This is a genomic window from Bacillus sp. FSL K6-0255 (genome assembly GCF_045040725.1).
GTDB classification, from domain to species: Bacteria; Bacillota; Bacilli; order Bacillales; family Bacillaceae; genus Bacillus; species Bacillus subtilis.
This window is the reverse complement of sequence record NZ_CP150278.1, coordinates 2,397,158-2,422,797: the sequence shown is the minus strand read 5'-3', so window position 1 is coordinate 2,422,797 and position 25,640 is coordinate 2,397,158. Positions and strand designations below refer to the sequence as shown.

Genomic DNA, 25,640 nt, shown 5'->3' with positions numbered 1-25,640 from the left:
AACCTGTTGCTGAGAATAGGCTCACACGTCTCTATGAGCGGAAAACATATGCTTCTGGCTGCAAGCCAGGAAGCAGTCTCTTATGGGGCGAATACGTTTATGATCTATACAGGCGCACCGCAAAATACGCGCCGAAAGAAAATTGAAGACTTAAATATAGAAGCAGGCCGGGCACATATGCAAGAAAACGGCATTGACGAGATTATCGTACACGCGCCTTATATTATTAATATTGGCAACACGACAAATCCGTCCACTTTTGAGCTGGGTGTTGATTTTCTTCGTTCAGAAATTGAACGGACAGCGGCCATCGGAGCGAAGCAAATTGTCCTTCATCCTGGCGCTCACGTAGGGGCAGGAGCTGAAGCGGGCATCAAAAAAATTATTGAAGGCTTAAATGAAGTGATTGATCCGAATCAAAATGTCCAGATTGCATTAGAAACAATGGCTGGAAAAGGATCAGAATGCGGCAGAAGCTTTGAGGAGCTTGCGCAGATTATCGAAGGCGTTACACACAATGAGCAGCTGTCAGTGTGCTTTGACACGTGCCATACACATGATGCCGGGTATAACATTGTCGAAGACTTTGACGGAGTGCTAAATGAGTTCGATAAAATCATTGGCATTGACCGTATTAAAGTGCTTCATATCAATGACAGCAAAAATGTCAAAGGTGCGAGAAAAGACCGCCATGAAAATATTGGCTTTGGTGAAATAGGTTTTGACGCACTGCAATATGTTGTTCACCATGAGCAGTTAAAAGACATTCCAAAAATTCTTGAAACACCATACGTCGGTGAAGATAAAAAGAACAAAAAACCGCCATACCGTTTTGAGATTGAAATGCTGAAAGAAAAACAATTTGATGATACATTGCTTGAAAAGATTTTACAGCAATAAAAAATGGGGGATAACACCCCCATTTTTTAGCTTGTAAATTGTTTGAATAGTTCATTAACTGTTTGAGCTGTTTCTTTCGATGTAATCGTCTCTACTTGTTTCAGCAGCCGCATTCGTTCACTCTCATTAAAGATGTTTACATTTTTCCCGTATAACAGGTTCGCTACTTCAACGGCCTGCGATCTTGTTAAGCTGATTCCGTATTGTTTTGAGTACTTCAGCAAATCATCAGCAGTAGCCTGATTAAGCCGCTGCAAAATAATTCTTTGAAATAAAATCATCGGTCATTCCACCTCCAGACTTAATGTATGGGCAAATCAGTAAAATGTGTCAGTGTTTAATGGTAAAATAGATTTATAATGTATTTAAAATAGTTATTGCAGGAAAGGAGATTTTATGACCCCAACAAAACAACATAAGAAAGAAACATTTACCCATTTTATTTTCAGGGTCTTTATGATTCTGGTAGGAGCTGCATCTGCGGCTGTAAGTATTGAATTATTTTTAATCCCCAATGATTTTATTGATGGCGGGATTATCGGTGTATCACTTATTTTAGACCACCTCTTTATGTCAAACCCCTTTCTGAATTTCGCTTTTTTCGTTGTCATATTAAATATTCCTTTTATGATCTTCGGATATAAATATATCGGTAAGACCTTTCTAGTCTCTACGTTTATAGGGATTGTCGGGCTTGCCGTTATTGAATCCTCACTTCACCATGTAGAAGCCATTACAACCCAGCCTATTTTGGCTACTGTGTTCGGAGGTCTTTTACTCGGCTTTGGCGTCGGGCTTGTTATTCGAAACGGAGGTTCAATGGATGGTACAGAAATTCTCGGTATTTTGCTGACCAAAAAACTCCCGTTTTCAGTAGGTGAGTTCGTTATGTTCATCAATGTGTTCATTTTCATTTGGGCAGTTTTTGTGTTCGGTCCTGAGCAAGCGATGTACTCATTCATGACTTATTATATTGCGATGAAAACGATTGATGCCGTGATCCAAGGGCTTGATGAAACAAAAGCTGTCATTATTGTGTCTGAGCAGTATGATGAGATTTCCGACGCGATTTTGCACCGTCTTGGTCGGGGCACAACGAAGCTGAAGGGGAAAGGCGGGTATACGGACGAAGAAAAAGACGTAATTTACGCGGTTGTCACAAGGCTGGAAGTGACAAAGCTCAAATCGATCGTGTTTGAAGTTGATCAAAATGCATTCATAACAATTATGAATACTCATGAAACGAGAGGCGGAAAATTCAAAAACGCAATCCACTAGGCTTTCATTTACTTTTATTCATTTTATGGGTATAATTTTATCTGCAGTAAAGAAAATGGCTTGCTGGACAGACAGCTGCCATTTTCTTTTTCATACATGTAATACGTTCTTAAGCAAAGCGAAAAGGGGGACCCTTCATGAACGTACAAGAAGCGCTGAACCTACTAAAAGAAAACGGATATAAATATACAAACAAACGGGAGGATATGCTGCAGCTTTTTGCTGATTCAGACAGATATCTTACCGCTAAAAACGTACTGTCTGCACTGAATGATGATTATCCAGGCTTAAGCTTTGATACAATCTACAGAAATCTTTCTTTATATGAAGAACTTGGGATTTTGGAAACAACTGAGCTGTCCGGTGAAAAGCTCTTCCGATTTAAGTGTTCATTCACCCATCACCACCATCATTTTATTTGTCTTGCCTGCGGCAAAACAAAGGAAATTGAATCATGTCCGATGGACAAGCTTTGTGATGATTTGGATGGCTATCAGGTCAGCGGACATAAATTTGAGATTTACGGCACATGCCCTGATTGTACAGCGGAAAACCAAGACAACACTACTGCGTAAAATGCGTATATATGAAAAAGGGGCCCGGTTTGGGCTCCTTTTTCAGTTATTGACGCGTATTAAGTGATGCTTGTTGTTGTTCATCCATTGAACGGCTTCTAGCCAGTTGTTTACTCTGATGATGTTTGAATCAATCGGAAGCTGATTATAAGGGGAATTGAACAAAATCACCGGTATCCCGGCTTCTTTCGCAATCATCATGGCGTTACCGTGATGATCCTCAAAAAACAGGTCGATGTTATGATTCTTGACCGCTTCAACTTTGTGATGACCGCCAACGAGTTCGATGTGGTCATAATGAATGTTTTGTCTGTCAAACCATTCATAGGTAATATCAGTTAAATGAGTCCGTCTCGCTGTAATATAAATAAGCTTGTGCTCCTCTTTGAGAAGATCAAGTGACTGTTTCGCATGCTGTGCAAGCAATGCTTCCTTATATATGATCGCTTCATTTTGATTCATCCAATCCCAAAATTCTTCCTGGGTAATGTTTAACAGCTTTGTTAAATCATAATCCGTCATATCGTTTAATGAAATGGAAAGATTAAACGAACGGTTCAAATAAGGGACGAATGTATCCTGAGCCGTGATTGTGCCGTCAATATCTATTCCTAAGCGTAACATGCCCACACTCCTTCAGTTTCATCCCTTCAAGTGTAACATAAACAATTGACATTAACAGAAAAGTTTAGCAAACATGAATCAGGCAAAATGGATCAAACTATAAAAGCTCCTTTAATAAAACAGAAGGGGGAATTGAAGGTGGCAAACGATTACGAAAAGCGTGATAACAACAGTTACTATGTTGATCATGGATCTGAAGGGACAAATATTAACCGCGACAATGACGGTTTTTTTGAGGAAACAGCTGCTGAAATCGCAGAGCCTTATCGTGCTGCTGACCGCAGCAATGACCAAGACAATGATCGCAGCGGCGGCAATGTCAATGAAGGACGGGGAATAGGATATATCGCTTTAGCCTTGTCCATCATTTCATTGTTTGTACTGCCTGTTTTATTGGGAGCTGCTGGTATTATTGTCGGCTATATCGCAAGAAGAAGAGGTGCTCAAGGCCTTGGCGCCTGGGCAATGGGTATCGGTGTCGTTTCATTAGTGCTTGGAATATTTATTATTCCATTTTTCTAACACAAAAAAGCTTGACGGGTTCCCGTCAAGCTTTTTGTGTTTCTTCTTTTAATTTTGCTTTTTCAGCTTCAAGTTTTGCGTAGTGTTCCTCAGCAAGAATGTCAATTTCTTTTTTGAGTTCTTCTACCATCGTTTCCTCTGGAACCTTACGGACAATTTTCCCTTTCCGGAACAGCAGCCCTTCACCGCGTGCGCCGGCGATTCCGATATCAGCTTCTCTCGCTTCACCAGGTCCGTTTACAGCGCAGCCGAGAACAGCAACTTTAATCGGCGCTTTTATCTTAGAAATATACTCTTCCACTTCATTGGCAATGCTGATTAGATCAATCTCAATACGGCCGCAAGTCGGGCATGAGATGAGCGTGGCAGCATTGGAGGCTAAGCCGAAAGATTTCAGAAGCTCCCTTGCTACTTTTACCTCTTCTACAGGGTCTGCGCTTAGTGAAATGCGCATGGTGTTCCCGATGCCTTTGCTTAAAATGGCGCCGAGTCCTGCTGCGCTCTTTACTGTGCCGGCAAACAGTGTTCCTGACTCGGTGATCCCGAGGTGAAGCGGGTAGTCAAACGCTTTCGCTGCTTTTTCATAAGCCTCGATTGCAAGGTTCACGTCAGAGGCCTTCATGCTGACAATAATATCGTGAAAATCAAGATCCTCAAGAATTTTAATGTGATGAAGTGCGCTTTCTACCATTCCATCGGCAGTCGGATAACCGTATTTTTCTAAAATCCGTTTTTCCAATGAACCGGCGTTTACTCCGATTCTGATCGGAATGCCTTTGTCTTTGGCCGCTTTAACAACCGCTTCAACTTTTTCGCGCCGGCCGATATTGCCGGGGTTGATTCGGATTTTATCTGCGCCGCCTTCAATGGCTTTCAACGCAAGTTTATAATCGAAATGTATGTCAACAACGAGAGGAATGGAAATGCGCTTTTTAATATCCGCAATGGCGTTTGCCGCCCGTTCATCCGGACATGCTACCCGAACGATTTGGCATCCGGCTTCAGCCAAACGGTTAATTTCCGCAACCGTTGCTTCTACATCATGTGTTTTTGTTGTTGTCATGCTTTGGATGACAACTTCATTGTTGCCGCCTATTGTTAAAGGTCCCACTTTGACGGGACGCGTTTTTGTACGATGTGTGATTTCACTCACTTGCAATCGCTCCTTAATTGTAGTTGCCGCTTCTAGATATAACAATTCTAGTATGGTTTATGTGAATTTATTTTACAAATTACATTGTAACAGTGTCTTCGCCGAACTGACAAGAAATTAACGTTAAATTAAGGGTAGACCGGGAATTTATACGCTGTTCCGGCTTGAATGGCGTTAGCTTTCACATTTGGATTCAGTGCTTCAAAATCCTTTACAATGTCATCCGGAGAACCTGCTGATCCGACTATCGACATAACCGTATCACCCGGCTTTACCTTCACCGTTTTATAAGCCGGTTCTTGTACAGCCGTTTTTGCTGATGCTTCATAGACAGGGAGGTCCTGAATGGGTATGGTTCCAATTTTAAGGTCATAAAAAAGAATAAAAAGTATAAAAACAATGCTGCATACTAAGGTGAGACGCTTCATCGCTTTTCCTCCCGCATACGAAATTTTATACCATAGTATGCTTGTCCATTTCGATTCATGACAAAAGAAAAGAGACTGCGAATGCTCGGTTTTTATACAGGCGCTTTTTTGACAGGATTTCTTCGACTAAACATTAACTTCAGATAGAAAATAGAAAATAGTGCAAAATTAGATCAAAAAGAGGCTTTTATAATATAAAACTCGTATTCCATTATTTACAATGAACAATGGATCTGTTAGGATAATTATGTAATAGTTTAAAGGAGGATCTACAAAATGAAGCAAGGAAAATTTTCTGTGTTTTTAATTTTGCTACTAATGTTAACTTTGGTAGTTGCACCTAAAGAAAAAGCAGAGGCTGCAAGCAGTGGTTGGCAACCGGTAAGTGGTATTTCTGGTTGTAAAATAAGAGTTATTACAGATGCTTATACATATACTAAGAGTGCAACATCTATTGATGCTTACGCCGAAACAAATGGAAAATGCGGTAAACTAAATTATAAGAGCTTTGGTGTATCTATAGTTGAGGGTGGGGACATTGGCCCGCAATATTCAGGGTACTTTTCAAGTAGAACTCCAACCAAAAAGTTTTACTTCAGTAAATTACCAAAACCGACAGGAACACCTTGGGCAGTAGGTTTATCAGTATATAAGGGGAAAGCTAAGGGAGCTGCATTTGTATACATAAACCCACAAAAAAGATAACAGTTCAATAATGAGAATAGAAGGAAAGAAGATAATTCTAACTTGTTGATGATTTAATTCTGAAAGCTAGGTGCCCTATTGGTACCTGGCTTTTTAAATAGCAACTATCTTATGTAAATATGTTGTGAAAGGATGCAAAATATTTTGCCATATGATTTTAACTAGTCTATTAGTTAAAATTTAACATTATTCTTATTTTGTTAAAAACATATGTCAAATGCTGTTAAGAACTTCTTTCATGTTACATCTTACTACTTCTGATATTATTGTCCAGAGCTTGTTCTTGAGTAATTGTAGAGCTTTTTTTATAAATGTATCTGTTTAAGCTCTATACATTTTATTAAATATCCCTTAAGTAAAAAGTTAATGCAAATGCTTTCACACTCTCTACTTAAAGGATAAAAATAAATATAATTTAACTTTTATTAATTACTTTTTTGGACGGAATCTCTTTTAAAACGAGAAACAGGATGACAAAATTGACAAACCAGTTCAGCAAAAATTCACTTGGTACGGTTGCTTCTAGTGCCCGCATGATTGTAAAGAATACAGTTGAAAGTGTGATGGAATAAGCAGAAAGCTTCCAGAGCTGATGATAGGATAAATGTTTTTTCTGCGAATTCTTAATGATTAACCCGATAAGCGCTAAAAACGATACTTCAATAAATTTTCCCGCTGCTGTTACGAGAAAAATAAGAGCTGAGAGAACAGTTACAATCATCGCTTTATTTTGGTTTAAACCTGCAATGACATCTTTTTTCTGTAACTCTGACGGCATCATTGAGTAAGACATTTCTTGGGCTTGTCCGTCAATGGCCAAAACAAATTTGTTCTGAAGGATGCCGATTGCGTTTTGCTTTGCTTCAATTTGTTCAGTGCCATAGGAGTCTGTCGGATCGAACACGATAACGAAACCATTTGCCTGAGATTCCGTGGCTTTTTTCTCATCCGTTTGAAGTTTGCCGTTTGAAATTGTGAAATCAGGGAAATCTTTGTTTAAAACAGTTTTAAAGCCGTTCATTGATTTTACGGTCCCTGTACTTACATAATAAGCGGTAGGGATTGCAAACAGGACAGAGAGCAAAAATACATAAAGAATCGCTTTTCCGATTCCTTGAAATCTTGTTTTTGCAATATCACGGGGAGAGTATGTACTTTTAATGAAAAGCTGAAACACATTCACTATCTTCACTTCCTAGCTAAACTAATATATGTTGCTTATTGTATCGTTGCATGCGTGTGAATACAAGGAAGACATGAAGAAGACAGAGTAAAATGGGAGGATGGAAGCTATGGATATGTTGTATTGGCTGTTGATTGCAGCGGTTTTTATCATTGCCTTTATCGGGCTGGTGTATCCTGTTATTCCTAGCGTAGTATTTATTGTTGCCGGATTTGTATTGTACGGATTTTTATTTTCATTCAGTCCGTATTCTTATATGTTCTGGCTTGTTGAGGCAGTTTTTGCCGCAGTATTATTCGCAGCAGATTACGTGTCGAATCTGCTTGGAGTAAAAAGGTTCGGAGGAAGCAAAGCTGCCATATGGGGAAGCACGATCGGTTTATTAATCGGGCCTTTTGTCATTCCGGTTGCAGGGATCATATTGGGGCCGTTTATCGGGGCTGTTTGCGCAGAACTTATCGTCCATCAGAAGGACTTAAAGTCAGCGTTTAAAATTGGCCTCGGCTCACTCATTGGTTTTTTAACAGGGGTTATTGCAAAGGGCATCATACAGCTTTTGATGATCGGTTACTTTTTATGGACGGTCCTATAAGAAATGCTGGCGGCAGGTTTAATGGGGCAGATTATCGGTTAAAGTGAAATATGTCCGCTGAAATGAGCCAAATCGTGAGCTTTTTCATTGATTACAAAGCATTCTTTTGTTACATTGAATGAAGAAAGGCTCGCTGTGAAGCGGCATTTCAGTACATATATACTAAGGAGGAATTATCATGGCTTACGAACTTCCAGAATTACCTTATGCGTACGATGCTTTAGAACCGCATATCGACAAGGAAACTATGACTATTCACCATACGAAACACCACAACACATACGTGACAAATTTAAACAAAGCGGTTGAAGGAAACACTGCTCTTGCCAACAAATCAGTTGAAGAGCTTGTTGCAGATCTTGATTCTGTTCCTGAAAACATCCGCACTGCAGTCCGCAACAACGGCGGCGGACACGCGAACCACAAATTATTCTGGACACTTTTATCTCCAAACGGCGGAGGCGAACCGACTGGCGCGCTTGCTGAAGAGATCAACAGTGTATTTGGAAGCTTTGACAAATTCAAAGAGCAATTCGCAGCAGCAGCAGCTGGACGCTTCGGTTCTGGCTGGGCATGGCTTGTTGTGAACAACGGGAAACTTGAAATCACAAGCACGCCAAATCAAGATTCTCCGCTTTCAGAAGGCAAAACGCCTATCTTAGGTCTTGACGTTTGGGAGCATGCTTACTACCTTAACTATCAAAACCGCCGTCCTGATTACATTTCAGCTTTCTGGAATGTTGTAAACTGGGACGAAGTGGCTCGTCTATACAGCGAAGCAAAATAATGGCAAAAACAAGGTCCTCATTATGGGACCTTGTTTTTTTATGTCTTCTTTTTACATATCTCGGTTTGAGTGAGACAGACTAAGGGATAGTAAAGGGGAGTCAGTAATGAGCAAACTAAAAAAAGTGATAGGCGATGTAGACGTAAACAAAGGGTTACTCTTTCTGCTGACCATTGGCGGGCTTTACTCGCTGGGAATTGCACTGTCCAATACATTTGTTAATGTGTATCTTTGGAAGCAGTCAGGGAAATTTATTGATTTGGCGATATATAATTTATCCATTGTGACAATGCAGCCGATAACCTTTTATTTGGCTGGACGGTTAGCCAAAAAAATAGACAGGGTATTCATTTTAAGGTTCGGCGTCATTTTTTTAGCTGCCTTTTATTTAAGTGTGCTTTTAGCCGGAGAAACGGCGGCCAGCCGCCTCGTGCTAATCGGCGCGGTGCTCGGAGTTGGCTATGGCTTTTATTGGCTAGCGTTTAACGTGCTGACCTTTGAAATAACAGAGCCGGATACACGAGACTTTTTCAACGGGTTTATGGGCATTCTGTCTTCCTCAGCAGGAATGATCGGCCCGATTGTAGCCGGATTCGTGATCTCAAGGCTTGAAAATAATACGGGTTATACAGTGATTTTCAGTCTCTCCCTCAGTTTATTTGCCCTGGCTGTCGTGATGAGCTTTTTCTTAAAACGGAGAGAATCAAAGGGCCGTTTTATGCTGAGCAAAGTATTTGGAGAGCGCCATAGCAATATGAATTGGCGGAGAATCACGAATGCGCATTTTTTTCAGGGTTTGAGAGAAGGGATTTTTGTCTTTTTAATCAGTGTGTTTGTATTTATTGAGACAAACAGCGAACTTGCTCTCGGCACATTCGGTCTTGTCAATTCAGCTGTTTCCTTCTTTGCCTACTACTTTGCATCCAGGCTGATTAAGAAAAAGGCGAGAAAAAAATCGATTTTGCTGGGCGGACTTATTTTGTATGGCGCGCTGTTTTTGATTCTGTTCCATATGAGCTTTTCGACATTATTAACGTACGGCGTTTTTATTGCCATCGGCTATCCTCTGTTGCTTGTGCCATATGTATCACTTACATATGATGTGATAGGGCGGGCGAGGCATGCAAGAAAAGCAAGAATTGAATATATCGTGCTTAGAGAAATGTTCTTGAACGCCGGCAGAATTGTTTCCATTTTGTGCTTTCTCCTGATTGTGGCTCTTCTGAAAGAGGATGTGGGAATTCCTTTGTCACTTGCGATATTGGGTATAGGACATCCTTTGATTTATTACTTTGTCAAGGATATCCGTTTTAAGGAGAAAGAAGGGGAAAATGAAACCATGGAAGAAGACGGCCAAAAACGGGTAACAGAACCGACCCTGTTAAAAGGCGAGAGATAATTTTTTTGCCAAAAAGGGGTTATCTGTAGAAAAAAGTCGAAAAAACCTTTAAAATGAAAACTGGCACTCTTACTTGAGTGTCTTTTCTTTCTGTAAATAGAAAAGGTGATGTTATGAGGAGAAATAAACAAAAAAAGCAAAATCATAAAGAGAAAAAGAAGTCGCTTCCGATCCGGCTGAATATTTTATTTTTAGCTGCCTTTGTTATATTTACCTGGATTATTGTGGAACTGGGCATCAAGCAGATCGTGCAAGGCGATGATTACAAAAACCAAGCGAATAAGCAGGAACAAAGTGAAGTCAGCTCAGCGGTACCGCGCGGGAAAATTTATGATCGAAACTTTAATGCCATTGTGACAAATAAGGCTTTAAATGCAATCACGTACACGAGATCTAAATCGACCACGCAAGAACAGCGCTTAAAGATCGCAAAAAAGCTGTCTGGCATGATCAAAGTCGATACAAAAAAAGTAACAGAACGGGATAAAAAAGATTATTGGATTTTGACTAGACCGAAAGAAGCGAAAAAGCTGATTAGCTCTAAAGAAAGACAGCAGGTTGAAGAGAAAAAATTATCCGATGACGATTTATACCAGCTTCAGCTAAAACGGATTACTGATAAGCAGCTGAATGAATTGACGGATAAAGATATGCAGATCCTTGCTATCAAAAGGCGTATGGATTCAGGCTATGCTTTGACCCCTCAATATATTAAAAATGAGGATGTATCAGCGAAGGAAATGGCAGTGGTAAGTGAACATTTAGACGAACTGCCTGGAGTTGATGTCACGTCCGATTGGGAACGTGAATATCCATATAAAAACCTTCTTCGCTCAGTGCTCGGGAGTGTTTCCAGCTCTGATGAAGGATTGCCGTCCAACTTGCTCGACCATTATCTATCGCTTGGCTACAGCCGAAATGACAGGGTCGGAAAAAGCTATCTGGAATACCAATATGAAAGCCTTCTGCAGGGCCAAAAAGCAAAAGTCGAAAATATCACAGATTCAAAAGGCAATGTCACGGGAACAAAAACGGTATCTGAAGGCAAAGCCGGGAAAGATCTTGTACTAACAATTGATATTGATTTGCAAAAATCAGTGGAAAAAATTATTGAGAAAAAACTTAAAGCTGCTAAAGCAAGACCTAGTACCGAATTGTTGGATCGTGCATTCGTTGTCATGATGGACCCTAGAAACGGCGAAGTGCTGACAATGGCAGGGAAGCAGATTAAACGAGAAAATGGAGCCTATAAGTTTGATGATTATGCATTAGGAGCCATGACTTCATCCTACGCTATGGGATCAGCTGTAAAAGGTGCAACCGTTTTGACCGGTCTTCAAACTGGAGCGATTAATTTGAATACTGTATTTAAGGATGAACCATTGTATATCGGCCAGGATAAAAGAGGGAAAAAATCTTGGCAAAACTTAGGGCCGGTTGGTATTCAAACTGCATTAGAGAAGTCATCAAACGTTTTTATGTTTAAAACAGCAATTGCAGTTGGTAAAGGTGAATATAAACCTCACCAAGCATTGCCTTTGGATACTTCTGCATTTGATACCTTCAGAAATTATTTCAGTCAATTTGGATTAGGAGTAAAAACAGGAATTGATCTACCAAATGAAATGACGGGATATAAAGGTACAAGCAGATTATCTGGTTTCTTGCTTGATTTCGCCATTGGACAGTATGATACTTATACACCGCTGGAATTGGCTCAATATGTCTCCACCATAGCAAATGGTGGCTACCGCATGAAGCCTCAGCTTGTAAAGGAAGTCAGAGATTCAAATGCGAAAAAAGGGATCGGCGCAGTCGTTGATTCTGTTCAGCCTGAAGTATTGAATAAAGTCGATATGAAGAGTAGCTATATTGAAGAGGTCCAAGCCGGTTTTAGACGGGTTGCCACTAAAGGGACAGCTGCAGGTCAACTGGCTTCAGCATCGTATAAACCAGCTGCAAAAACAGGAACAGCCCAATCATTTTACGACGGACCGGATAAATCAAAAACAGGAACAGACACTTATAATACGACGCTTGTGGCTTATGCACCAGCTGACAATCCTGAGATTGCTATTTCTGTCGTAGTTCCTTGGACTTACATTGATTACAATCAAAGATACTCAATTACAAACGAAATCGGCAGGGAAGTAATGGATAAATATTTTGAGCTGAAATCGAAGCAGGACAAAGAAGGTACTCAGCAAAAGAATAAAGACAAAATTGAAGAAAATGCAGAAAACACAACGTCTTCTGATAACTAAAAAAAACGCTCACATGATGTGGGCGTTTTTTTTATACAAAAAAACGCACTGATTTACAAAACCTTAACATTCGGTTCAAACCCTTTTTACATAGAACCTTTACTCTATACGTGTAGGACAAATTACACATTATACGCAGGGGGAATTCAGGAAATGAAAAAAAACAAATTGGTGCTTATGCTTCTGATGGCTGCTTTTATGATGATTGCAGCTGCATGCGGAAATGCAGGAGAAAGTAAAAAATCGAATAGCGATTCTGCAAAAGGAGAAGAAAAGGCATCAGGTTCTTTAACCATTTCTGGTTCATCGGCCATGCAGCCACTAGTACTTGCAGCCGCGGAAAAATTTATGGAAGAAAACCCTGATGCTGATATACAGGTACAAGCTGGCGGTTCTGGAACAGGGCTTTCTCAAGTCTCTGAAGGAGCTGTTCAGATCGGGAATTCAGACGTTTTTGCTGAAGAAAAAGAAGGCATCGATGCAAAAGCGCTTGTCGATCATCAAGTCGCTGTAGTTGGTATGGCAGCAGCTGTAAACCCTGATGCTGGTGTGAAGGATATTTCAAAAGATGAATTGAAAAAAATCTTCACTGGCAAAATTAAAAACTGGAAAGAGCTCGGCGGCAAAGACCAAAAGATTACACTTGTAAACCGTCCTGATTCTTCCGGCACACGTGCTACATTTGTGAAATATGCGCTTGACGGAGCGGAGCCTGCAGAAGGCATTACTGAAGATTCCTCCAACACGGTGAAAAAAATCATTGCTGATACTCCGGGAGCGATTGGATATCTTGCATTCTCATATTTAACAGATGACAAAGTAACTCCTCTATCTATTGACGGTGTTAAACCTGAAGCGAAAAATGTAGCAACTGGCGAGTATCCGATCTGGGCTTATCAGCATTCTTATACAAAAGGTGAAGCGACAGGTTTAGCTAAAGAATTTCTTGATTATCTAAAGAGTGAAGACATTCAAAAAAGCATTGTTACTGACCAAGGCTACATTCCGGTTACTGATATGAAAGTGACACGCGATGCCAACGGGAAGCAAAGCTGATCTTAATAAAAAGAGGAGTGCGGGGACAACCGTTTCTCCTCTTAACACATTCATAGGAGTGTAAAACAATGATAAACAATAGAGAAAATATGTCTGTGAGCGAGCGTTTAATCAGCTCAAGGCAAAATCGGCAATTGGATGAAGTTCGGGGAAGAATGATTGTGACAGCATGTGCGCTGATTATGATTGCGGCATCTGTTGCGATCACCATTTTCCTCGGCGTGAAGGGGCTGCAATCTTTTCTTGTAAATGGTGTAAGCCCAATTGAATTCTTAACGAGCTTAAATTGGAATCCTACAGATACTGATCCGAAATACGGAGTGCTGCCATTTATTTTTGGCTCATTTGCAGTAACGATTCTTTCTGCTCTAATCGCTGCGCCGCTTGGCATTGCAGGTGCGATTTTTATGACAGAGATTGCCCCGAATTGGGGAAAGAAAGTGTTGCAGCCGGTGATTGAGCTTTTAGTCGGTATTCCATCTGTTGTTTATGGATTCATAGGTCTTACAGTATTGGTGCCGTTTATCGCCCAGTTCAAATCGAGCGGAACAGGGCACAGTTTATTGGCGGGAACGATTGTCCTTTCCGTCATGATTCTGCCGACGATCACATCGATTTCTGCTGATGCAATGGCTTCTCTTCCGAAGAGTTTACGAGAGGGTTCTTACGCGCTTGGTGCGACAAGATGGCAGACGATCAGAAAAGTACTTGTGCCTGCAGCTTTTCCAACATTGATGACAGCTGTTGTGTTAGGCATGGCTCGGGCGTTCGGCGAAGCTTTGGCTGTTCAGATGGTCATTGGAAATACAAGAGTATTGCCGGAAAGCCTGTTTGACACTGCGGGAACGCTGACAACGATCATCACGCTGAATATGGGCCACACCACATACGGAAGCGTTGAAAACAATACGCTGTGGTCAATGGGGCTTGTGCTTCTGGTGATGTCATTCTTGTTCATCCTGCTTATTCGCTACTTGTCATCTAGGAGGAAAGTGTAATGAACCGCAAAATAACAGATAAACTGGCGACCGGAATGTTTGGTTTGTGTGCAGCCATTATCGCTGCCATTTTAGTAGGTTTGTTTTCCTATATTATTATAAACGGTGTTTCTCAGCTCAGTTTTCAATTTATTACAACAAAATCGAGCGCCATTGCAGCTGGAGGAGGCATACGAGATCAGCTGTTTAACTCCTTTTATATTTTGTTTATTACAATGCTGATTACAATCCCGCTCGGTGTGGGCGGCGGAGTCTTCATGGCTGAATACGCGCCTAATAACAAAGTAACTGACTTCATCAGAACATGTATAGAGGTGCTTTCATCTCTTCCGTCTATTGTCATTGGGATGTTTGGATTATTGATGTTTGTCAACTTAACAGGCTGGGGATATACGATCATAGGCGGAGCGCTTGCGTTAACTGTTTTTAACCTTCCTGTCATGGTGCGTGTGACAGAAGACGCGATCCGTTCAGTCCCTAAAGATCTGAAGGAAGCCTCTCTCGCTTTAGGTGTATCACGCTGGCATACCGTAAAAACAGTTTTAATTCCAAGTGCGATTCCTTCTATCATCACAGGAGCAATTTTAGCGTCAGGAAGGGTGTTCGGGGAAGCGGCCGCATTATTATTTACGGCAGGCCTGACAACACCGCGTCTTAATTTTACGGAGTGGAACCCGTTTTCGGAAACATCACCGCTTAATATTTTCAGGCCCGCTGAAACACTTGCGGTCCACATTTGGAACGTCAATACACAAGGAATGATTCCGGATGCTGAAGCGATTGCCAACGGTGGTTCTGCCGTGCTGGTGATTTCTGTTCTTGTGTTTAATCTCGCGGCGAGATGGCTTGGCACGATGATCTACAAAAAGCTTACGGCAAATTAGAACGGAAAGAGGCGAAAAACATGTCTGAACAAATGGTAAAAGAAAAACCTGAGCGAGCTGTTATTGTTCCGAAGCAGAATCACGTGCTTGAGGTCAAAGATCTGTCCATTTATTACGGAAATAAACAAGCCGTTCATCATGTAAACATGGATATTGAAAAAAATGCGGTGACTGCTTTAATTGGGCCGTCGGGATGCGGAAAATCTACTTTTTTGAGAAATATTAACCGAATGAACGATTTAATTCCATCTGCAAGAGCGGAAGGTGAAATCCTTTATGAAGGATTAAATATATTGGGCGGCAATATTAACGTTGTCAGCTTGAGAAGAGAAATCGGAATGGTTTTTCAAAAACCAAATCCATTTCCGAAATCGATCTATGCGAATATCACACATGCATTGAAATATGCCGGAGAGCGGAATAAAGCTGTTTTAGATGAAATTGTGGAAGAAAGTTTAACAAAAGCGGCCCTCTGGGATGAGGTGAAGGATCGTTTACATTCATCCGCACTCTCGTTATCCGGCGGCCAGCAGCAGCGTTTATGCATCGCGAGAACGCTTGCGATGAAGCCGGCTGTTCTTCTGCTTGATGAACCAGCTTCAGCGCTTGATCCGATTTCAAATGCAAAAATAGAGGAATTAATTACAGGATTGAAAAGAGAATACTCAATTATTATTGTCACGCACAATATGCAGCAGGCTCTGCGGGTTTCTGACCGGACGGCATTCTTTTTAAACGGCGAGCTTGTAGAATACGGACAGACCGAACAGATTTTCACGAGTCCGAAAAAGCAAAAGACAGAGGATTATATTAACGGGAAATTCGGATAGGAGGGCGGCAATGAGTATTGCTACCGAAGCTGTAATGAAACAGGAAGTATATCAAGTCAATGGAATGAACTTATGGTATGGGCAGCATCATGCTTTAAAAAATATCAATTTGAGCATTTATGAAAATGAGGTTACGGCGATTATCGGACCATCCGGATGCGGGAAATCGACCTTTATCAAGACATTGAATTTAATGATTCAAATGACGCCGAATGTAAAGCTTGCAGGTGAGCTGAACTATAATGGCAGCAACATTTTAAAGGATAAAGTGGACATCGTGGATTTGCGAAAAAATATCGGCATGGTATTCCAAAAAGGGAATCCGTTTCCGCAATCTATTTTTGATAATGTGGCTTACGGACCGAGAGTCCACGGCACCAAAAATAAGAAGAAGCTTCAGGAAATTGTGGAAAAGTCATTAAAAGACGTGGCGTTATGGGATGAGGTGAAGGATCGATTGCATACGTCCGCTCTTTCGCTGTCAGGGGGCCAGCAGCAGCGTCTTTGCATCGCCAGAGCACTTGCGACCAATCCTGATATTTTGCTGATGGATGAACCGACATCTGCACTAGATCCAATCTCAACGAGAAAAATTGAAGAACTCATTCTAGAGCTGAAAGATAAATATACAATTGTCATTGTCACGCATAACATGCAGCAGGCAGCAAGGGTTTCTGATCAAACCGCCTTTTTCTACATGGGCGAGCTTGTTGAATGCGACAATACGAATAAAATGTTCTCTAACCCGAAGGACCAAAGAACGCTCGATTACATTTCAGGAAAGTTTGGATGAAAAAAACAGGCTGAGTCAGCCTGTTTTTTTATCGTGTTAACGTTTTTACGATCTTTTTGAAACTCATGTCTGATTTTACTTTAAACTCGCCGGCACGAATTTCTTTGTGATAGCCGGCATCAATGACATAGTCATTAAAGTCTTGAGCCGAAGAGATAATGCCCTCTTTTTCAAGAATAGCAGATACATCCGCCGTGCTCATGCCGTCTTTAATGGTGAGCTTGTAGGTTTTGACTTTGTCTGATTTCGTGTCTGAGCCGCTGTCATTGTTTAAGAATTTCTCTTTTGAATCGAGAAGTTTTTGATATTCATCACGGTTGACAGAAACCAATTTTTTAGAATCAAGATAATTGTTCACGTCTTGTTCGGTTACTGTTTTATTATCTTTTACAGCAGCGGCCTGGTCTTCGTCAGTCAGATAAAAAACAGCTGCAAGAACGGCTGTCGCTAAAATGATGCCGCCAGCAAATGCCTGAATGCCCCGTTTTGTCATACGAGCACCTTCTCATTATCTTTGATAATCGTATTCACGTCTTCCACTGATACATGTTCAGCTTTAGCAATCGCTTCAGCTGACATACCGTTATTATATTTAGAAAGTATTTGTTTAGCGATTTTTTGATTGATGTCGTTCTGCTTTGATTTGCGAATGACAAGGTTTGTTTCCAGTAATTCTTCCTCAAGCACTGTCATTTTCTTTTTGAGCTTGTAAATTTCCTGCATCGCAGAAAGCTGCAGTGTTTCGAGCTCCTGTTCTACATCTTTCATCGGGTCTCTTTGAGAATATGAGAATGCAATTAGCGCTATACTGACGATAAACAACGCAATAATAGCAATTTCCACGTTTCATCACCTTCTATTCTTTTTTTATCCTTCTTTTTTATACCATAAAACCAATAGTTTCTAAAGGAATTCGCGAAAAAAACGAGATTTTGTCGAGAAATCTTTCTTCGCTTCTTCTTCATGTAATGGTTTAATAGGAACACGAAGTGAACGATTGGAAAGGAGAATGTTAGGAGTCCATGGATAAACACCCATTTCCCTATAATATACGACATAAGCTTTCCTTTTTTAGGGACACATTCGACATAATCATTCAAAACGCTCACACCTTGACCGTAAGCTGGGAAATCTCAGAAGAAACAATGCGGCTGGCTGAAGCGGTCCTTTTCGAAAAAACGCAGGATATGATAAAAGAATTGCGCATTGTCATCAAAAGAAAAGACATTGAAGCTGTCAGGACAAAACGCACAACGTATGATAAAGGAGAATGGACGATTAGACAGGCGGCTGGTGATGCTGTATATCGGGCTGAATACAGAATTGTGAATTCAATGAATGTCTCTCTCAAGCTTGCCGGTACAGACGACATCTATCTTGATGAAAATGGGATTCGTCATATAAACAGTTTTCAGATTGAAGAAGCGCACACCAGGTGGGAGGCGCAATTTTCTGCATACACCTGTTATGGGAGAGGGGAAAAAGAACGGTGAACATTCTCATGCTTTCACCCGAACATCCCGATGAGCCGAAAAGCGGGCTCGGTGTCCATTTAAACCGCCTCATTTCCTATTTAAACCCTCATATCAACATTACGGTTTTTACTCCGAGCGGGCAGCTGTTTTCGTATGCGAAGTTTGAAGATTACATAGCTGATGCTAACTTTACAATGGTTCGCCATGTGTTATCACACAATAAACGCTTTGATCTGATTCATGCCCATGATGACACAACTGCCCCTGCCGCCCAGTATTTGAAACAACGGCTTGGCCTTCCGCTTGCTGCGACAATCCACGGTCTTGAAAGCGAAAGGAAGAAGGTGTGCCGAGAAGCCCCACACCCATACAGGCTCATGACCGAACGGCTCCTTATAGAATCCGCTGATGCATTGATCGTATTAAGCACATTTATGAAGCGGTCTCTTGATAAGGCGGCACATAAGAAAATAACCGTTATCCCAAGCCCTGCATCTATGGAGGAAGAGAAGGGGAAAATCCCGAGAAGCATGAATAGAAGATTCCTCTTTTCATATGGAAGGTTTGTTCCGGAAAAAGGATTATCGCAGCTGTTAAAGGTGTTTGCCATCTTGAAGCAGCGTCAGCCTGACCTCTATCTAGTGCTGGCTGGGGAGGGGCCGTCTCTGTCCTGCTATGAGAAATTGGCTGCGGCATATAACCTGAAGGATCGCGTCATGTTTCTGCCGTTTCTAAATAGGAAAGATATCAGAACGTTACTGTCTCACTGTGAAATGGCTGTTTTCCCTAGTTCTTATGAACCGTTTGGGCTTGCCGCGCAAGAAAGCATGGAACAAGGTGTGCTGACTGTCGTTTCTCAGTCAGGTGGTTTTTGTGATTATGCGGTTCATGACAAAACGGCAATCATCGCTGATTTTACGCTCGTACAGGAAGCTGCTGATCTGCTGGACAGTTTTTTAAAAGACCGGGAAAAAGCCCGCCGGATAAAAGAAGCTGGCAGACAACAAGTGTTCAAGCTCCACCACCCCCGACTCATTATGTCATCATATTTGCAGCTTTATGAGCGTATCTTCAATAATTCAGCAATTCATTGAAAAACAGCCTAGCATTCCGTCCATTATAGTGGTATTATATATAAGTCTGAATAAGTAAATGATTTTAGTTTGGAGGGAAAATAATGCGCGTTAATATTACTTTGGCTTGCACTGAATGTGGTGAGCGTAACTATATTTCTAAAAAGAACAAACGCAACAATCCAGACCGCGTTGAATTTAAAAAATATTGCCCACGTGATAAAAAATCTACGTTACACCGTGAAACAAAATAACAGCTTTGCTGTTTGAGGTGTAAGAAAAAAGCCAGAGCTTTGAAAAAGGTTCTGGCTTTTTTTCTATTCCGAGGGGGATGAGAGATGAAATCACAATTAAGAAAAAAGACGCTGGAGGCACTGTCTGCTTTATCAAATGAAGATATTCTTCAAAAAACGGAACGTATGTATAAGTACTTGTTTTCTCTGCCGGAGTGGCAAAATGCCGGCACCATTGCCGTCACTATTTCCAGAGGATTAGAGATACCGACGCGTCCTGTCATTGAGCAGGCTTGGGAAGAAGGGAAACAAGTTTGCATCCCAAAATGCCATCCGGACACGAAGAAAATGCAATTTCGCACATATCAGACTGATGATCAGCTCGAAACCGTGTACGCCGGACTGCTCGAGCCGGTAATTGAAAAAACAAAAGAAGTAAACCCATCACAAATTGACTTGATGATCGTTCCGGGTGTTTGTTTTGATGTTAACGGGTTTAGGGTCGGCTTTGGAGGCGGCTATTATGATCGCTATTTAAGTGAATATGAAGGGAAGACAGTCTCTTTGCTTTTGGAGTGCCAGTTGTTTGCGCACGTACCCCGTCTGCCGCATGACATCCCGGTACATAAGCTGATAACAGAGGATCGGATTATTTCTTGTTTTTCATAACTTTCCTGTCCCTTATTCGAGAATAAATAAGGTAGAATAACAAACCCTATTGGCAGGAGGGATATCATGAAAAAACTTTTGATATATGCCATTTTCGCGGTTTCTGCCGTCATGTTTTATCAAAATCGCTACCGTCTTATGAATACTGTACTCAGCCAGCCAGGAATCAGGCGGTCTTTTATCCATTTGTTTTTAAGAATTCCATTTATCCGCAATAAGTTTATACAGCAAGCTTTCTAAAATCCCGTGAAAAACGGGATTTTTTGCTTTCAGTAGGCGTTTCGGAGCGCCAGCTGTTATAATGAAAAAAAACTATTGGAGCGGTAAACATGTTTTTGCTGGAGTATACATATTGGAAAATTGCGGCGCACCTGGTGAATAGCGGGTATGGCGTCATACAAGCCGGTGAGTCAGATGAAATATGGCTGGAAGCGCCGGACAAGTCCTCTCATGATCTAGTTCGTCTTTATAAGCACGATCTTGATTTCCGTCAAGAAATGGTTAGAGACATCGAAGAGCAGGCCGAACGAGTAGAACGAGTCAGACATCAATTGGGCAGACGAAGGATGAAGCTGCTGAACGTGTTTTTTTCAACGGAAGCCCCAGTTGATGACTGGGAAGAGATTGCAAAAAAAACTTTTGAGAAGGGAACTGTGTCAGTTGAGCCGGCGATCGTTAGAGGAACGATGCTTCGAGATGATCTTCAAGCGGTTTTTCCATCATTTCGTACAGAAGATTGTTCAGAGGAACACGCTTCGTTTGAAAACGCGCAAATGGCGCGAGAACGCTTCCTTTCGCTAGTGCTGAAACAAGAAGAACAGAGAAAAACTGAAGCGGCGGTTTTTCAAAACGGAAAACCGACTTTTACATATTTATTTATTGCGCTTCAGATCCTGATGTTTTTCTTGCTCGAAATAAACGGAGGCAGCACTAATACGGAGACACTGGTGGCTTTTGGAGCAAAAGAAAACAGCCTGATTGCACAAGGAGAATGGTGGCGGCTTCTGACACCGATCGTGCTTCACATCGGCATAGCGCATTTAGCTTTTAATACGCTGGCTTTATGGTCGGTTGGTACAGCGGTTGAGCGGATGTATGGATCGGGGAGATTTTTGCTGATTTATCTGGCTGCTGGCATTACGGGTTCGATTGCGAGTTTTGTGTTCAGCCCGTATCCTTCGGCAGGGGCATCAGGAGCCATATTCGGATGCTTAGGTGCATTACTGTATGTTGCTTTGTCTAATCGAAAAATGTTTTTAAGAACTATAGGAACCAATATTATTGTCATTATTATCATCAATCTGGGCTTTGGTTTTGCGGTTTCGAATATTGATAATTCAGGACATATCGGCGGCTTGATTGGCGGCTTTTTCGCTGCAGCAGCACTGGGGTTGCCTAAAGCCGGAGCCTTTGGAAAAAGATTGTTGTCAGCGGTTTTGCTGATTGCTTTGGCTGTTGGATTTTTATATTACGGATTGCATTCGCCTTCACACCAGGAGTCAGCGCTGATTCAGCAGGCAAGCGAGCTGTATCAGGAAGGAAAGTATGAAGAAGTAACAGAATTGCTGAACGGAGAAGCAGCGCAAAAAGATGCCTCTGCCGATCTTTTGAAAATTCTTGCTGTTTCTGATATTCAAATCGGCGAATATGATCAGGCGGTTTCCCTTTTGGAACGAGCAGTGAAAAAAGAACCTAAAGACCATGCTTCCTATTACAATTTAGCGTTATTGTATGCGGAAAAAAATGAGCTTGCACAAGCAGAAAAGGCCATCCAGACGGCTGTGAAACTGAAGCCGAAGGAGCAGCGCTACAAGGAGCTGCAGCGGCAAATTGAAAACAATAAAGAATCATAGAGGTGGAATATGGAAAGGAAGCTGGCTTTTTTGTCAGCGTTTTCTTCTTGACTGACCGCTTCCTTATGAATACGCTTATGATAGTTAAGTTCAAGAAATGGTGAGGAAAATGAATACATTTTATGATGTGCAGCAGCTGTTAAAAACGTTTGGCCACATTGTTTATTTTGGAGACAGAGAGCTTGAAATTGAGTTTATGCTGGATGAATTAAAGGAATTATACATGAACCACATGATTGAAAAGGAGCAGTGGGCCAGAGCGGCAGCTGTCCTTCGAAAAGAATTGGAACAAACAAAAAACGGAAGAGATTTTTATAAAGGCTAAGGTGATAAAAATGGACGAGATATGGTTTGCGGGCATTGACCTGGGAGGAACGACGATTAAACTCGCTTTTATTAATCAATATGGCGAAATTCAGCATAAGTGGGAAGTTCCGACAGATAAAACCGGCGACACGATTACTGTCACAATTGCAAAAACAATCGACAGCAAGCTGGATGAGCTGCAAAAACCGAAGCACATCATCAAATACATCGGAATGGGTGCACCAGGCCCTGTAGATATGGCGGCAGGAGTGGTTTATGAAACAGTAAATCTAGGGTGGAAAAATTATGCTTTGAAAAACCATCTGGAGACAGAAACCGGCATCCCAGCTGTTATAGAAAATGACGCGAATATTGCTGCGCTCGGGGAAATGTGGAAGGGAGCGGGTGATGGCGCAAAAGACGTCATTCTCGTGACGCTTGGCACAGGAGTTGGCGGCGGCATCATTGCAAATGGTGAAATTGTACATGGTATAAATGGCGCCGGCGGAGAAATCGGCCATATTTGCAGCATCCCTGAAGGCGGAGCGCCCTGCAACTGCGGCAAAACGGGCTGTATCGAAACAATTGCGTCAGCAACCGGAATTGTAAGAATTGCAAAAGAAAAAATAGCAAATGCTAAAAAGACGACACGTTTAAAAGCAACCGAACAATTGTCAGCGCGGGATGTGTTTGAAGCGGCGGGTGAAAATGATGAAATTGCCCTTGAGGTGGTTGATTATGTAGCCAAGCATCTTGGTTTGGTGCTCGGAAATTTGGCAAGCTCGCTTAATCCATCCAAAATCGTTCTTGGCGGCGGCGTATCGAGAGCCGGAGAACTGCTGAGATCAAAAGTCGAGAAAACATTCCGCAAATGCGCGTTTCCGCGGGCAGCCCAAGCTGCTGATATTTCAATCGCAGCACTTGGAAATGATGCCGGCGTTATCGGAGGCGCTTGGATCGCTAAAAATGAATGGCTGAAACATCAAAATTGTTAAAATTGTGTAAATGAAATTGATTTTTTGTTGTGCTCAGGTTAAGATTTAATTTGATGTGTTAATGAGAATGTTGGGAATAGACTGATTTTTTTGAGCGTGCTGCATAGGAGGTTGAAATGCGAAAAACGTTTTTTTCGAAGATTTCATTTATGCTGATTGCCATTTTATTGATGTGGCTGAAAACGTATGCTGTTTACAAAACCAGTTTTCATATTAAAATCGACAACAATCTAACACAGGAATTTATTCTGTTTATCAACCCATTGAGTTTTTTGTTGCTTATTTTTGGCCTCAGCCTGTTTTTAAAAGGCAAAAACAGAAATCGCTACATTATCGCGATGAGCTGTCTTGTCACGTTTGTATTGCTGGCAAATATGGTTTTTTACCGTTTTTACAATGATTTCTTAACAATCCCTGTTCTTTTTCAAACGAGCAATATGGGTGATCTCGGAAGCAGCATCGGAACACTTCTTGAGCCGACAGACCTCCTATTAGCTGTAGATATTGCGGTTTTAATATGGCTTCACATCCGGCAAAAAGCTTTTCAATCGGACATTCCCTCAACGAAAAATGAACGGGCGGCTTATTTTTTGTTCGTTGCTTCTGTTTATTTCTTCAACCTGGGCTTGTCTGAGGCGGAAAGACCTCAGCTATTGACACGCTCATTTGACAGAGAAATGCTTGTTAAAAACATTAGCCTGTTTAATTTTCATATTTACGATGGCGTTCTTCAGTCAAAGCAATCCGCACAGAGAGCGTTGGCAGACAGCAACAGCCTGACGGAGATTGAAAACTACGTAACCGCTAATGCGAAGGATGCCAACAAACGCTTATTCGGCGCTGCAAAAGGAAGGAACGTCATTCTCGTATCCTTAGAGTCGACGCAAAGCTTCGTGATTAATGAAAAATTGAATGGAGAAGAAATCACGCCTTTTCTGAATGACTTTATAAAACAGAGCTACAACTTTAATAATGTTTACCACCAAACAGGCCAGGGGAAAACCTCGGATTCTGAATTTATCGTGGACAATTCACTGTATCCGCTTGGACGAGGTGCCGTATTTTTTACGAATGCGGGCAATCAATATATGGCCGCTCCTGAAATTTTGAAAAACAGCGGATACTATTCAGCGGTGCTCCACGCTAATAATAAGAGCTTTTGGAATCGTGATTTAATGTACGACTCATTTGGATATGATTCGTTTTTTGATATTAACTCGTATGATGTAACTGACGAAAATTCAGTCGGCTGGGGACTTAAGGATAAAGAATTTTTTGAGCAGTCCTCAGAGCTGATGAAAAATCTGCCTCAGCCGTTTTACTCGAGGCTGATTACACTGACGAACCACTTCCCGTTTGATCTTGATGAAGAGGATCAATTGATTGATGAATATGATTCAAACAGCCAGACGCTAAATAAATATTTTCCGACAGTGCGTTATCAGGATGAGGCGCTGAAACGGTTTATCGAAAAGCTGAAGGAAGACGGGTTATACGACAACTCTGTTATTGTATTATATGGTGACCATTATGGTATATCAGAAAACCATAATGAAGCGATGGGGCAGTTTTTAGGAAAAGAAATAACCCCATTTGAAGAGGTACAGCTCCAAAAAGTGCCGCTGGTCATTCATATTCCGGGTATTACTGATAAAAAGCCGCAAACCATTGAAACAGTAGGCGGGCAGATTGATATCAGGCCGACGCTGATGAATCTTTTAGGGATTGATACGAAAGATCAAATTCAATTCGGCAACGATCTGCTTTCAGACGAAAAACTGGACTTCACGGTGCTCCGGGACGGGAGCTTTATCACAGATCAGGTTGTTTATACAGACGGTGCGTGTTATGACAAAGAGACGGGAAAACCGTTAGAAGAGACAAAACAATGTGAAGCATTTGCTGATAAAGCAAAACAGGAGCTATCACTTTCTGATGAAATCATTTATGGGGATTTGTTGCGATTTTATGACCAGAAAAGGCTGGACAATTCGTCAAAGCGGAAAGAAAAACAAATGCTTGATCAGGCATCATAATCACAATGTCTCCCGCATCGAAGTGAGCG

General features: G+C 41.5%; 30 protein-coding genes. 23 read left to right on the top strand and 7 right to left on the bottom strand.

The genetic code is table 11. The features are described 5' to 3' along the window. Positions 1-6 precede the first annotated feature (6 nt). Entirely contained in the window at positions 7-900 is an 894-nt protein-coding gene (locus MHB62_RS12415) for a deoxyribonuclease IV (RefSeq protein WP_009967756.1), read from the top strand. Positions 901-926: 26 nt separating this feature from the next. Here MHB62_RS12415 and MHB62_RS12410 read toward each other — a convergent pair whose 3' ends face one another. Further along, positions 927-1,181 carry a DUF2624 domain-containing protein gene (locus MHB62_RS12410; RefSeq protein WP_003230076.1) on the bottom strand — a complete coding sequence of 85 codons (255 nt, stop codon included), beginning with the start codon at positions 1,179-1,181 and terminating at the stop codon, positions 927-929. A gap of 115 nt (positions 1,182-1,296) precedes the next feature. Here MHB62_RS12410 and MHB62_RS12405 point away from each other — a divergent pair, with 115 nt between their 5' ends. Beyond that, on the top strand, positions 1,297-2,178 hold the full coding sequence (locus MHB62_RS12405) for a YitT family protein (protein ID WP_003230077.1): 882 nt from the start codon (positions 1,297-1,299) through the stop codon (positions 2,176-2,178). Positions 2,179-2,315: 137 nt separating this feature from the next. Next, positions 2,316-2,753: a zinc uptake transcriptional repressor Zur gene (zur, locus tag MHB62_RS12400; RefSeq protein WP_003230079.1), complete on the top strand. Its 438-nt coding sequence runs from the start codon at positions 2,316-2,318 to the stop codon at positions 2,751-2,753. 42 nt (positions 2,754-2,795) lie between these two features. Here zur and MHB62_RS12395 read toward each other — a convergent pair whose 3' ends face one another. Next, positions 2,796-3,377 (bottom strand): nucleotidase, encoded by a 582-nt coding sequence (locus MHB62_RS12395; RefSeq protein ID WP_003246215.1) that lies wholly within the window; start codon positions 3,375-3,377, stop codon positions 2,796-2,798. A gap of 132 nt (positions 3,378-3,509) precedes the next feature. Between MHB62_RS12395 and MHB62_RS12390 the strand changes: the two genes are divergently transcribed. Continuing rightward, complete coding sequence (locus MHB62_RS12390) at positions 3,510-3,899, top strand: DUF308 domain-containing protein (protein ID WP_074794481.1); 390 nt, start codon at positions 3,510-3,512, stop codon at positions 3,897-3,899. Positions 3,900-3,924: 25 nt separating this feature from the next. On the opposite strand, the gene ispG is transcribed toward MHB62_RS12390, so the two are convergent. Both ispG and MHB62_RS12380 read right to left on the bottom strand, forming a co-directional pair. Continuing rightward, positions 3,925-5,058 (bottom strand): flavodoxin-dependent (E)-4-hydroxy-3-methylbut-2-enyl-diphosphate synthase, encoded by a 1,134-nt coding sequence (ispG, locus tag MHB62_RS12385; protein ID WP_010886567.1) that lies wholly within the window; start codon positions 5,056-5,058, stop codon positions 3,925-3,927. Positions 5,059-5,180: 122 nt separating this feature from the next. After that, a complete protein-coding gene (locus tag MHB62_RS12380; protein ID WP_003230087.1) occupies positions 5,181-5,480 on the bottom strand; it encodes a LysM domain-containing protein in 300 nt (99 codons plus the stop codon). A gap of 276 nt (positions 5,481-5,756) precedes the next feature. On the opposite strand from MHB62_RS12380, the gene yqgA reads away from it, so the two are divergent. Continuing rightward, positions 5,757-6,185: a cell wall-binding protein YqgA gene (gene yqgA / locus MHB62_RS12375; protein WP_009967754.1), complete on the top strand. Its 429-nt coding sequence runs from the start codon at positions 5,757-5,759 to the stop codon at positions 6,183-6,185. Between the two features lie 415 nt (positions 6,186-6,600). Here the strand turns inward: yqgA and MHB62_RS12370 are convergent, their stop codons facing one another. After that, complete coding sequence (locus tag MHB62_RS12370) at positions 6,601-7,368, bottom strand: DUF1189 domain-containing protein (protein ID WP_003230089.1); 768 nt, start codon at positions 7,366-7,368, stop codon at positions 6,601-6,603. 109 nt (positions 7,369-7,477) lie between these two features. On the opposite strand from MHB62_RS12370, the gene MHB62_RS12365 reads away from it, so the two are divergent. From MHB62_RS12365 to pstB (MHB62_RS12325), 9 genes are all read left to right on the top strand, one after another. Then, positions 7,478-7,960 (top strand): DUF456 domain-containing protein, encoded by a 483-nt coding sequence (locus MHB62_RS12365; RefSeq protein WP_004398518.1) that lies wholly within the window; start codon positions 7,478-7,480, stop codon positions 7,958-7,960. Positions 7,961-8,138: 178 nt separating this feature from the next. Beyond that, a complete protein-coding gene (gene sodA / locus MHB62_RS12360) occupies positions 8,139-8,747 on the top strand; it encodes a superoxide dismutase SodA (RefSeq protein WP_004398583.1) in 609 nt (202 codons plus the stop codon). 106 nt (positions 8,748-8,853) lie between these two features. Beyond that, the gene (locus tag MHB62_RS12355) at positions 8,854-10,146 is read left to right on the top strand and encodes an MFS transporter (RefSeq protein WP_003230095.1); all 1,293 of its coding nucleotides are present in this window, start codon (positions 8,854-8,856) and stop codon (positions 10,144-10,146) included. 113 nt (positions 10,147-10,259) lie between these two features. Further along, positions 10,260-12,410 carry a penicillin-binding protein 2A gene (pbpA, locus tag MHB62_RS12350; RefSeq protein WP_003230097.1) on the top strand — a complete coding sequence of 717 codons (2,151 nt, stop codon included), beginning with the start codon at positions 10,260-10,262 and terminating at the stop codon, positions 12,408-12,410. 153 nt (positions 12,411-12,563) lie between these two features. After that, on the top strand, positions 12,564-13,466 hold the full coding sequence (locus MHB62_RS12345; RefSeq protein WP_029726710.1) for a phosphate ABC transporter substrate-binding protein: 903 nt from the start codon (positions 12,564-12,566) through the stop codon (positions 13,464-13,466). Between the two features lie 68 nt (positions 13,467-13,534). After that, entirely contained in the window at positions 13,535-14,464 is a 930-nt protein-coding gene (gene pstC, locus MHB62_RS12340; RefSeq protein ID WP_015714268.1) for a phosphate ABC transporter permease subunit PstC, read from the top strand. Continuing rightward, positions 14,464-15,348: a phosphate ABC transporter permease PstA gene (pstA, locus tag MHB62_RS12335; protein WP_003230103.1), complete on the top strand. Its 885-nt coding sequence runs from the start codon at positions 14,464-14,466 to the stop codon at positions 15,346-15,348. Before pstC ends, pstA begins: the two co-directional genes overlap by 1 nt. A 20-nt stretch (positions 15,349-15,368) precedes the next feature. Beyond that, positions 15,369-16,178 carry a phosphate ABC transporter ATP-binding protein PstB gene (gene pstB, locus MHB62_RS12330; RefSeq protein WP_009967747.1) on the top strand — a complete coding sequence of 270 codons (810 nt, stop codon included), beginning with the start codon at positions 15,369-15,371 and terminating at the stop codon, positions 16,176-16,178. A gap of 10 nt (positions 16,179-16,188) precedes the next feature. Next, positions 16,189-16,971 (top strand): phosphate ABC transporter ATP-binding protein PstB, encoded by a 783-nt coding sequence (gene pstB / locus MHB62_RS12325; RefSeq protein WP_004399074.1) that lies wholly within the window; start codon positions 16,189-16,191, stop codon positions 16,969-16,971. Between the two features lie 28 nt (positions 16,972-16,999). On the opposite strand, the gene MHB62_RS12320 is transcribed toward pstB (MHB62_RS12325), so the two are convergent. Beyond that, positions 17,000-17,464, bottom strand: a complete 465-nt coding sequence (locus tag MHB62_RS12320; RefSeq protein ID WP_032722122.1) for an endolytic transglycosylase MltG — start codon at positions 17,462-17,464, stop codon at positions 17,000-17,002. Further along, complete coding sequence (locus MHB62_RS12315; protein WP_003245993.1) at positions 17,461-17,814, bottom strand: hypothetical protein; 354 nt, start codon at positions 17,812-17,814, stop codon at positions 17,461-17,463. The genes MHB62_RS12320 and MHB62_RS12315 overlap by 4 nt, the downstream gene beginning before the upstream one ends. A 179-nt stretch (positions 17,815-17,993) precedes the next feature. On the opposite strand from MHB62_RS12315, the gene MHB62_RS12310 reads away from it, so the two are divergent. The 9 genes from MHB62_RS12310 (at position 17,994) to MHB62_RS12270 (ending at position 25,611) form a co-directional block, all read left to right on the top strand. Next, positions 17,994-18,464 carry a hypothetical protein gene (locus tag MHB62_RS12310; protein WP_009967744.1) on the top strand — a complete coding sequence of 157 codons (471 nt, stop codon included), beginning with the start codon at positions 17,994-17,996 and terminating at the stop codon, positions 18,462-18,464. After that, positions 18,461-19,540 carry a glycosyltransferase family 4 protein gene (locus MHB62_RS12305; RefSeq protein WP_009967743.1) on the top strand — a complete coding sequence of 360 codons (1,080 nt, stop codon included), beginning with the start codon at positions 18,461-18,463 and terminating at the stop codon, positions 19,538-19,540. Before MHB62_RS12310 ends, MHB62_RS12305 begins: the two co-directional genes overlap by 4 nt. Positions 19,541-19,623: 83 nt before the next feature. Further along, positions 19,624-19,773: a 50S ribosomal protein L33 gene (gene rpmG / locus MHB62_RS12300; protein ID WP_003153056.1), complete on the top strand. Its 150-nt coding sequence runs from the start codon at positions 19,624-19,626 to the stop codon at positions 19,771-19,773. 84 nt (positions 19,774-19,857) lie between these two features. Then, positions 19,858-20,421 (top strand): 5-formyltetrahydrofolate cyclo-ligase, encoded by a 564-nt coding sequence (locus MHB62_RS12295; RefSeq protein WP_003230122.1) that lies wholly within the window; start codon positions 19,858-19,860, stop codon positions 20,419-20,421. 66 nt (positions 20,422-20,487) lie between these two features. Next, complete coding sequence (locus MHB62_RS12290; protein ID WP_003230126.1) at positions 20,488-20,661, top strand: hypothetical protein; 174 nt, start codon at positions 20,488-20,490, stop codon at positions 20,659-20,661. A gap of 89 nt (positions 20,662-20,750) precedes the next feature. Further along, positions 20,751-22,274, top strand: a complete 1,524-nt coding sequence (gene yqgP, locus MHB62_RS12285) for a rhomboid protease YqgP (protein WP_003230128.1) — start codon at positions 20,751-20,753, stop codon at positions 22,272-22,274. A 109-nt stretch (positions 22,275-22,383) separates the two neighbouring features. Then, on the top strand, positions 22,384-22,599 hold the full coding sequence (locus MHB62_RS12280; RefSeq protein ID WP_004399107.1) for a YqgQ family protein: 216 nt from the start codon (positions 22,384-22,386) through the stop codon (positions 22,597-22,599). 10 nt (positions 22,600-22,609) lie between these two features. Beyond that, positions 22,610-23,575 carry a glucose kinase GlcK gene (gene glcK / locus MHB62_RS12275; protein WP_003230132.1) on the top strand — a complete coding sequence of 322 codons (966 nt, stop codon included), beginning with the start codon at positions 22,610-22,612 and terminating at the stop codon, positions 23,573-23,575. A gap of 116 nt (positions 23,576-23,691) precedes the next feature. Then, on the top strand, positions 23,692-25,611 hold the full coding sequence (locus tag MHB62_RS12270) for an LTA synthase family protein (protein WP_032722121.1): 1,920 nt from the start codon (positions 23,692-23,694) through the stop codon (positions 25,609-25,611). Positions 25,612-25,640: the final 29 nt, after the last annotated feature.

Coding starts and splice junctions, on each gene's coding strand:
- MHB62_RS12365 (WP_004398518.1), top strand. CDS start 7,478: ATGGATATGTTGTATTGGCTGTTGATTGCAGCGGTTTTTATCATTGCC.
- MHB62_RS12295 (WP_003230122.1), top strand. CDS start 19,858: ATGAAATCACAATTAAGAAAAAAGACGCTGGAGGCACTGTCTGCTTTA.
- pbpA (WP_003230097.1), top strand. CDS start 10,260: ATGAGGAGAAATAAACAAAAAAAGCAAAATCATAAAGAGAAAAAGAAG.
- MHB62_RS12290 (WP_003230126.1), top strand. CDS start 20,488: ATGAAAAAACTTTTGATATATGCCATTTTCGCGGTTTCTGCCGTCATG.
- rpmG (WP_003153056.1), top strand. CDS start 19,624: ATGCGCGTTAATATTACTTTGGCTTGCACTGAATGTGGTGAGCGTAAC.
- pstB (WP_009967747.1), top strand. CDS start 15,369: ATGTCTGAACAAATGGTAAAAGAAAAACCTGAGCGAGCTGTTATTGTT.
- MHB62_RS12270 (WP_032722121.1), top strand. CDS start 23,692: ATGCGAAAAACGTTTTTTTCGAAGATTTCATTTATGCTGATTGCCATT.
- yqgP (WP_003230128.1), top strand. CDS start 20,751: ATGTTTTTGCTGGAGTATACATATTGGAAAATTGCGGCGCACCTGGTG.
- yqgA (WP_009967754.1), top strand. CDS start 5,757: ATGAAGCAAGGAAAATTTTCTGTGTTTTTAATTTTGCTACTAATGTTA.
- sodA (WP_004398583.1), top strand. CDS start 8,139: ATGGCTTACGAACTTCCAGAATTACCTTATGCGTACGATGCTTTAGAA.
- MHB62_RS12345 (WP_029726710.1), top strand. CDS start 12,564: ATGAAAAAAAACAAATTGGTGCTTATGCTTCTGATGGCTGCTTTTATG.
- MHB62_RS12280 (WP_004399107.1), top strand. CDS start 22,384: ATGAATACATTTTATGATGTGCAGCAGCTGTTAAAAACGTTTGGCCAC.
- MHB62_RS12355 (WP_003230095.1), top strand. CDS start 8,854: ATGAGCAAACTAAAAAAAGTGATAGGCGATGTAGACGTAAACAAAGGG.
- MHB62_RS12410 (WP_003230076.1), bottom strand. CDS start 1,181: ATGATTTTATTTCAAAGAATTATTTTGCAGCGGCTTAATCAGGCTACT.
- glcK (WP_003230132.1), top strand. CDS start 22,610: ATGGACGAGATATGGTTTGCGGGCATTGACCTGGGAGGAACGACGATT.
- pstA (WP_003230103.1), top strand. CDS start 14,464: ATGAACCGCAAAATAACAGATAAACTGGCGACCGGAATGTTTGGTTTG.
- MHB62_RS12320 (WP_032722122.1), bottom strand. CDS start 17,464: ATGACAAAACGGGGCATTCAGGCATTTGCTGGCGGCATCATTTTAGCG.
- zur (WP_003230079.1), top strand. CDS start 2,316: ATGAACGTACAAGAAGCGCTGAACCTACTAAAAGAAAACGGATATAAA.
- MHB62_RS12395 (WP_003246215.1), bottom strand. CDS start 3,377: ATGTTACGCTTAGGAATAGATATTGACGGCACAATCACGGCTCAGGAT.
- MHB62_RS12405 (WP_003230077.1), top strand. CDS start 1,297: ATGACCCCAACAAAACAACATAAGAAAGAAACATTTACCCATTTTATT.
- MHB62_RS12310 (WP_009967744.1), top strand. CDS start 17,994: ATGGATAAACACCCATTTCCCTATAATATACGACATAAGCTTTCCTTT.
- pstC (WP_015714268.1), top strand. CDS start 13,535: ATGATAAACAATAGAGAAAATATGTCTGTGAGCGAGCGTTTAATCAGC.
- MHB62_RS12380 (WP_003230087.1), bottom strand. CDS start 5,480: ATGAAGCGTCTCACCTTAGTATGCAGCATTGTTTTTATACTTTTTATT.
- pstB (WP_004399074.1), top strand. CDS start 16,189: ATGAGTATTGCTACCGAAGCTGTAATGAAACAGGAAGTATATCAAGTC.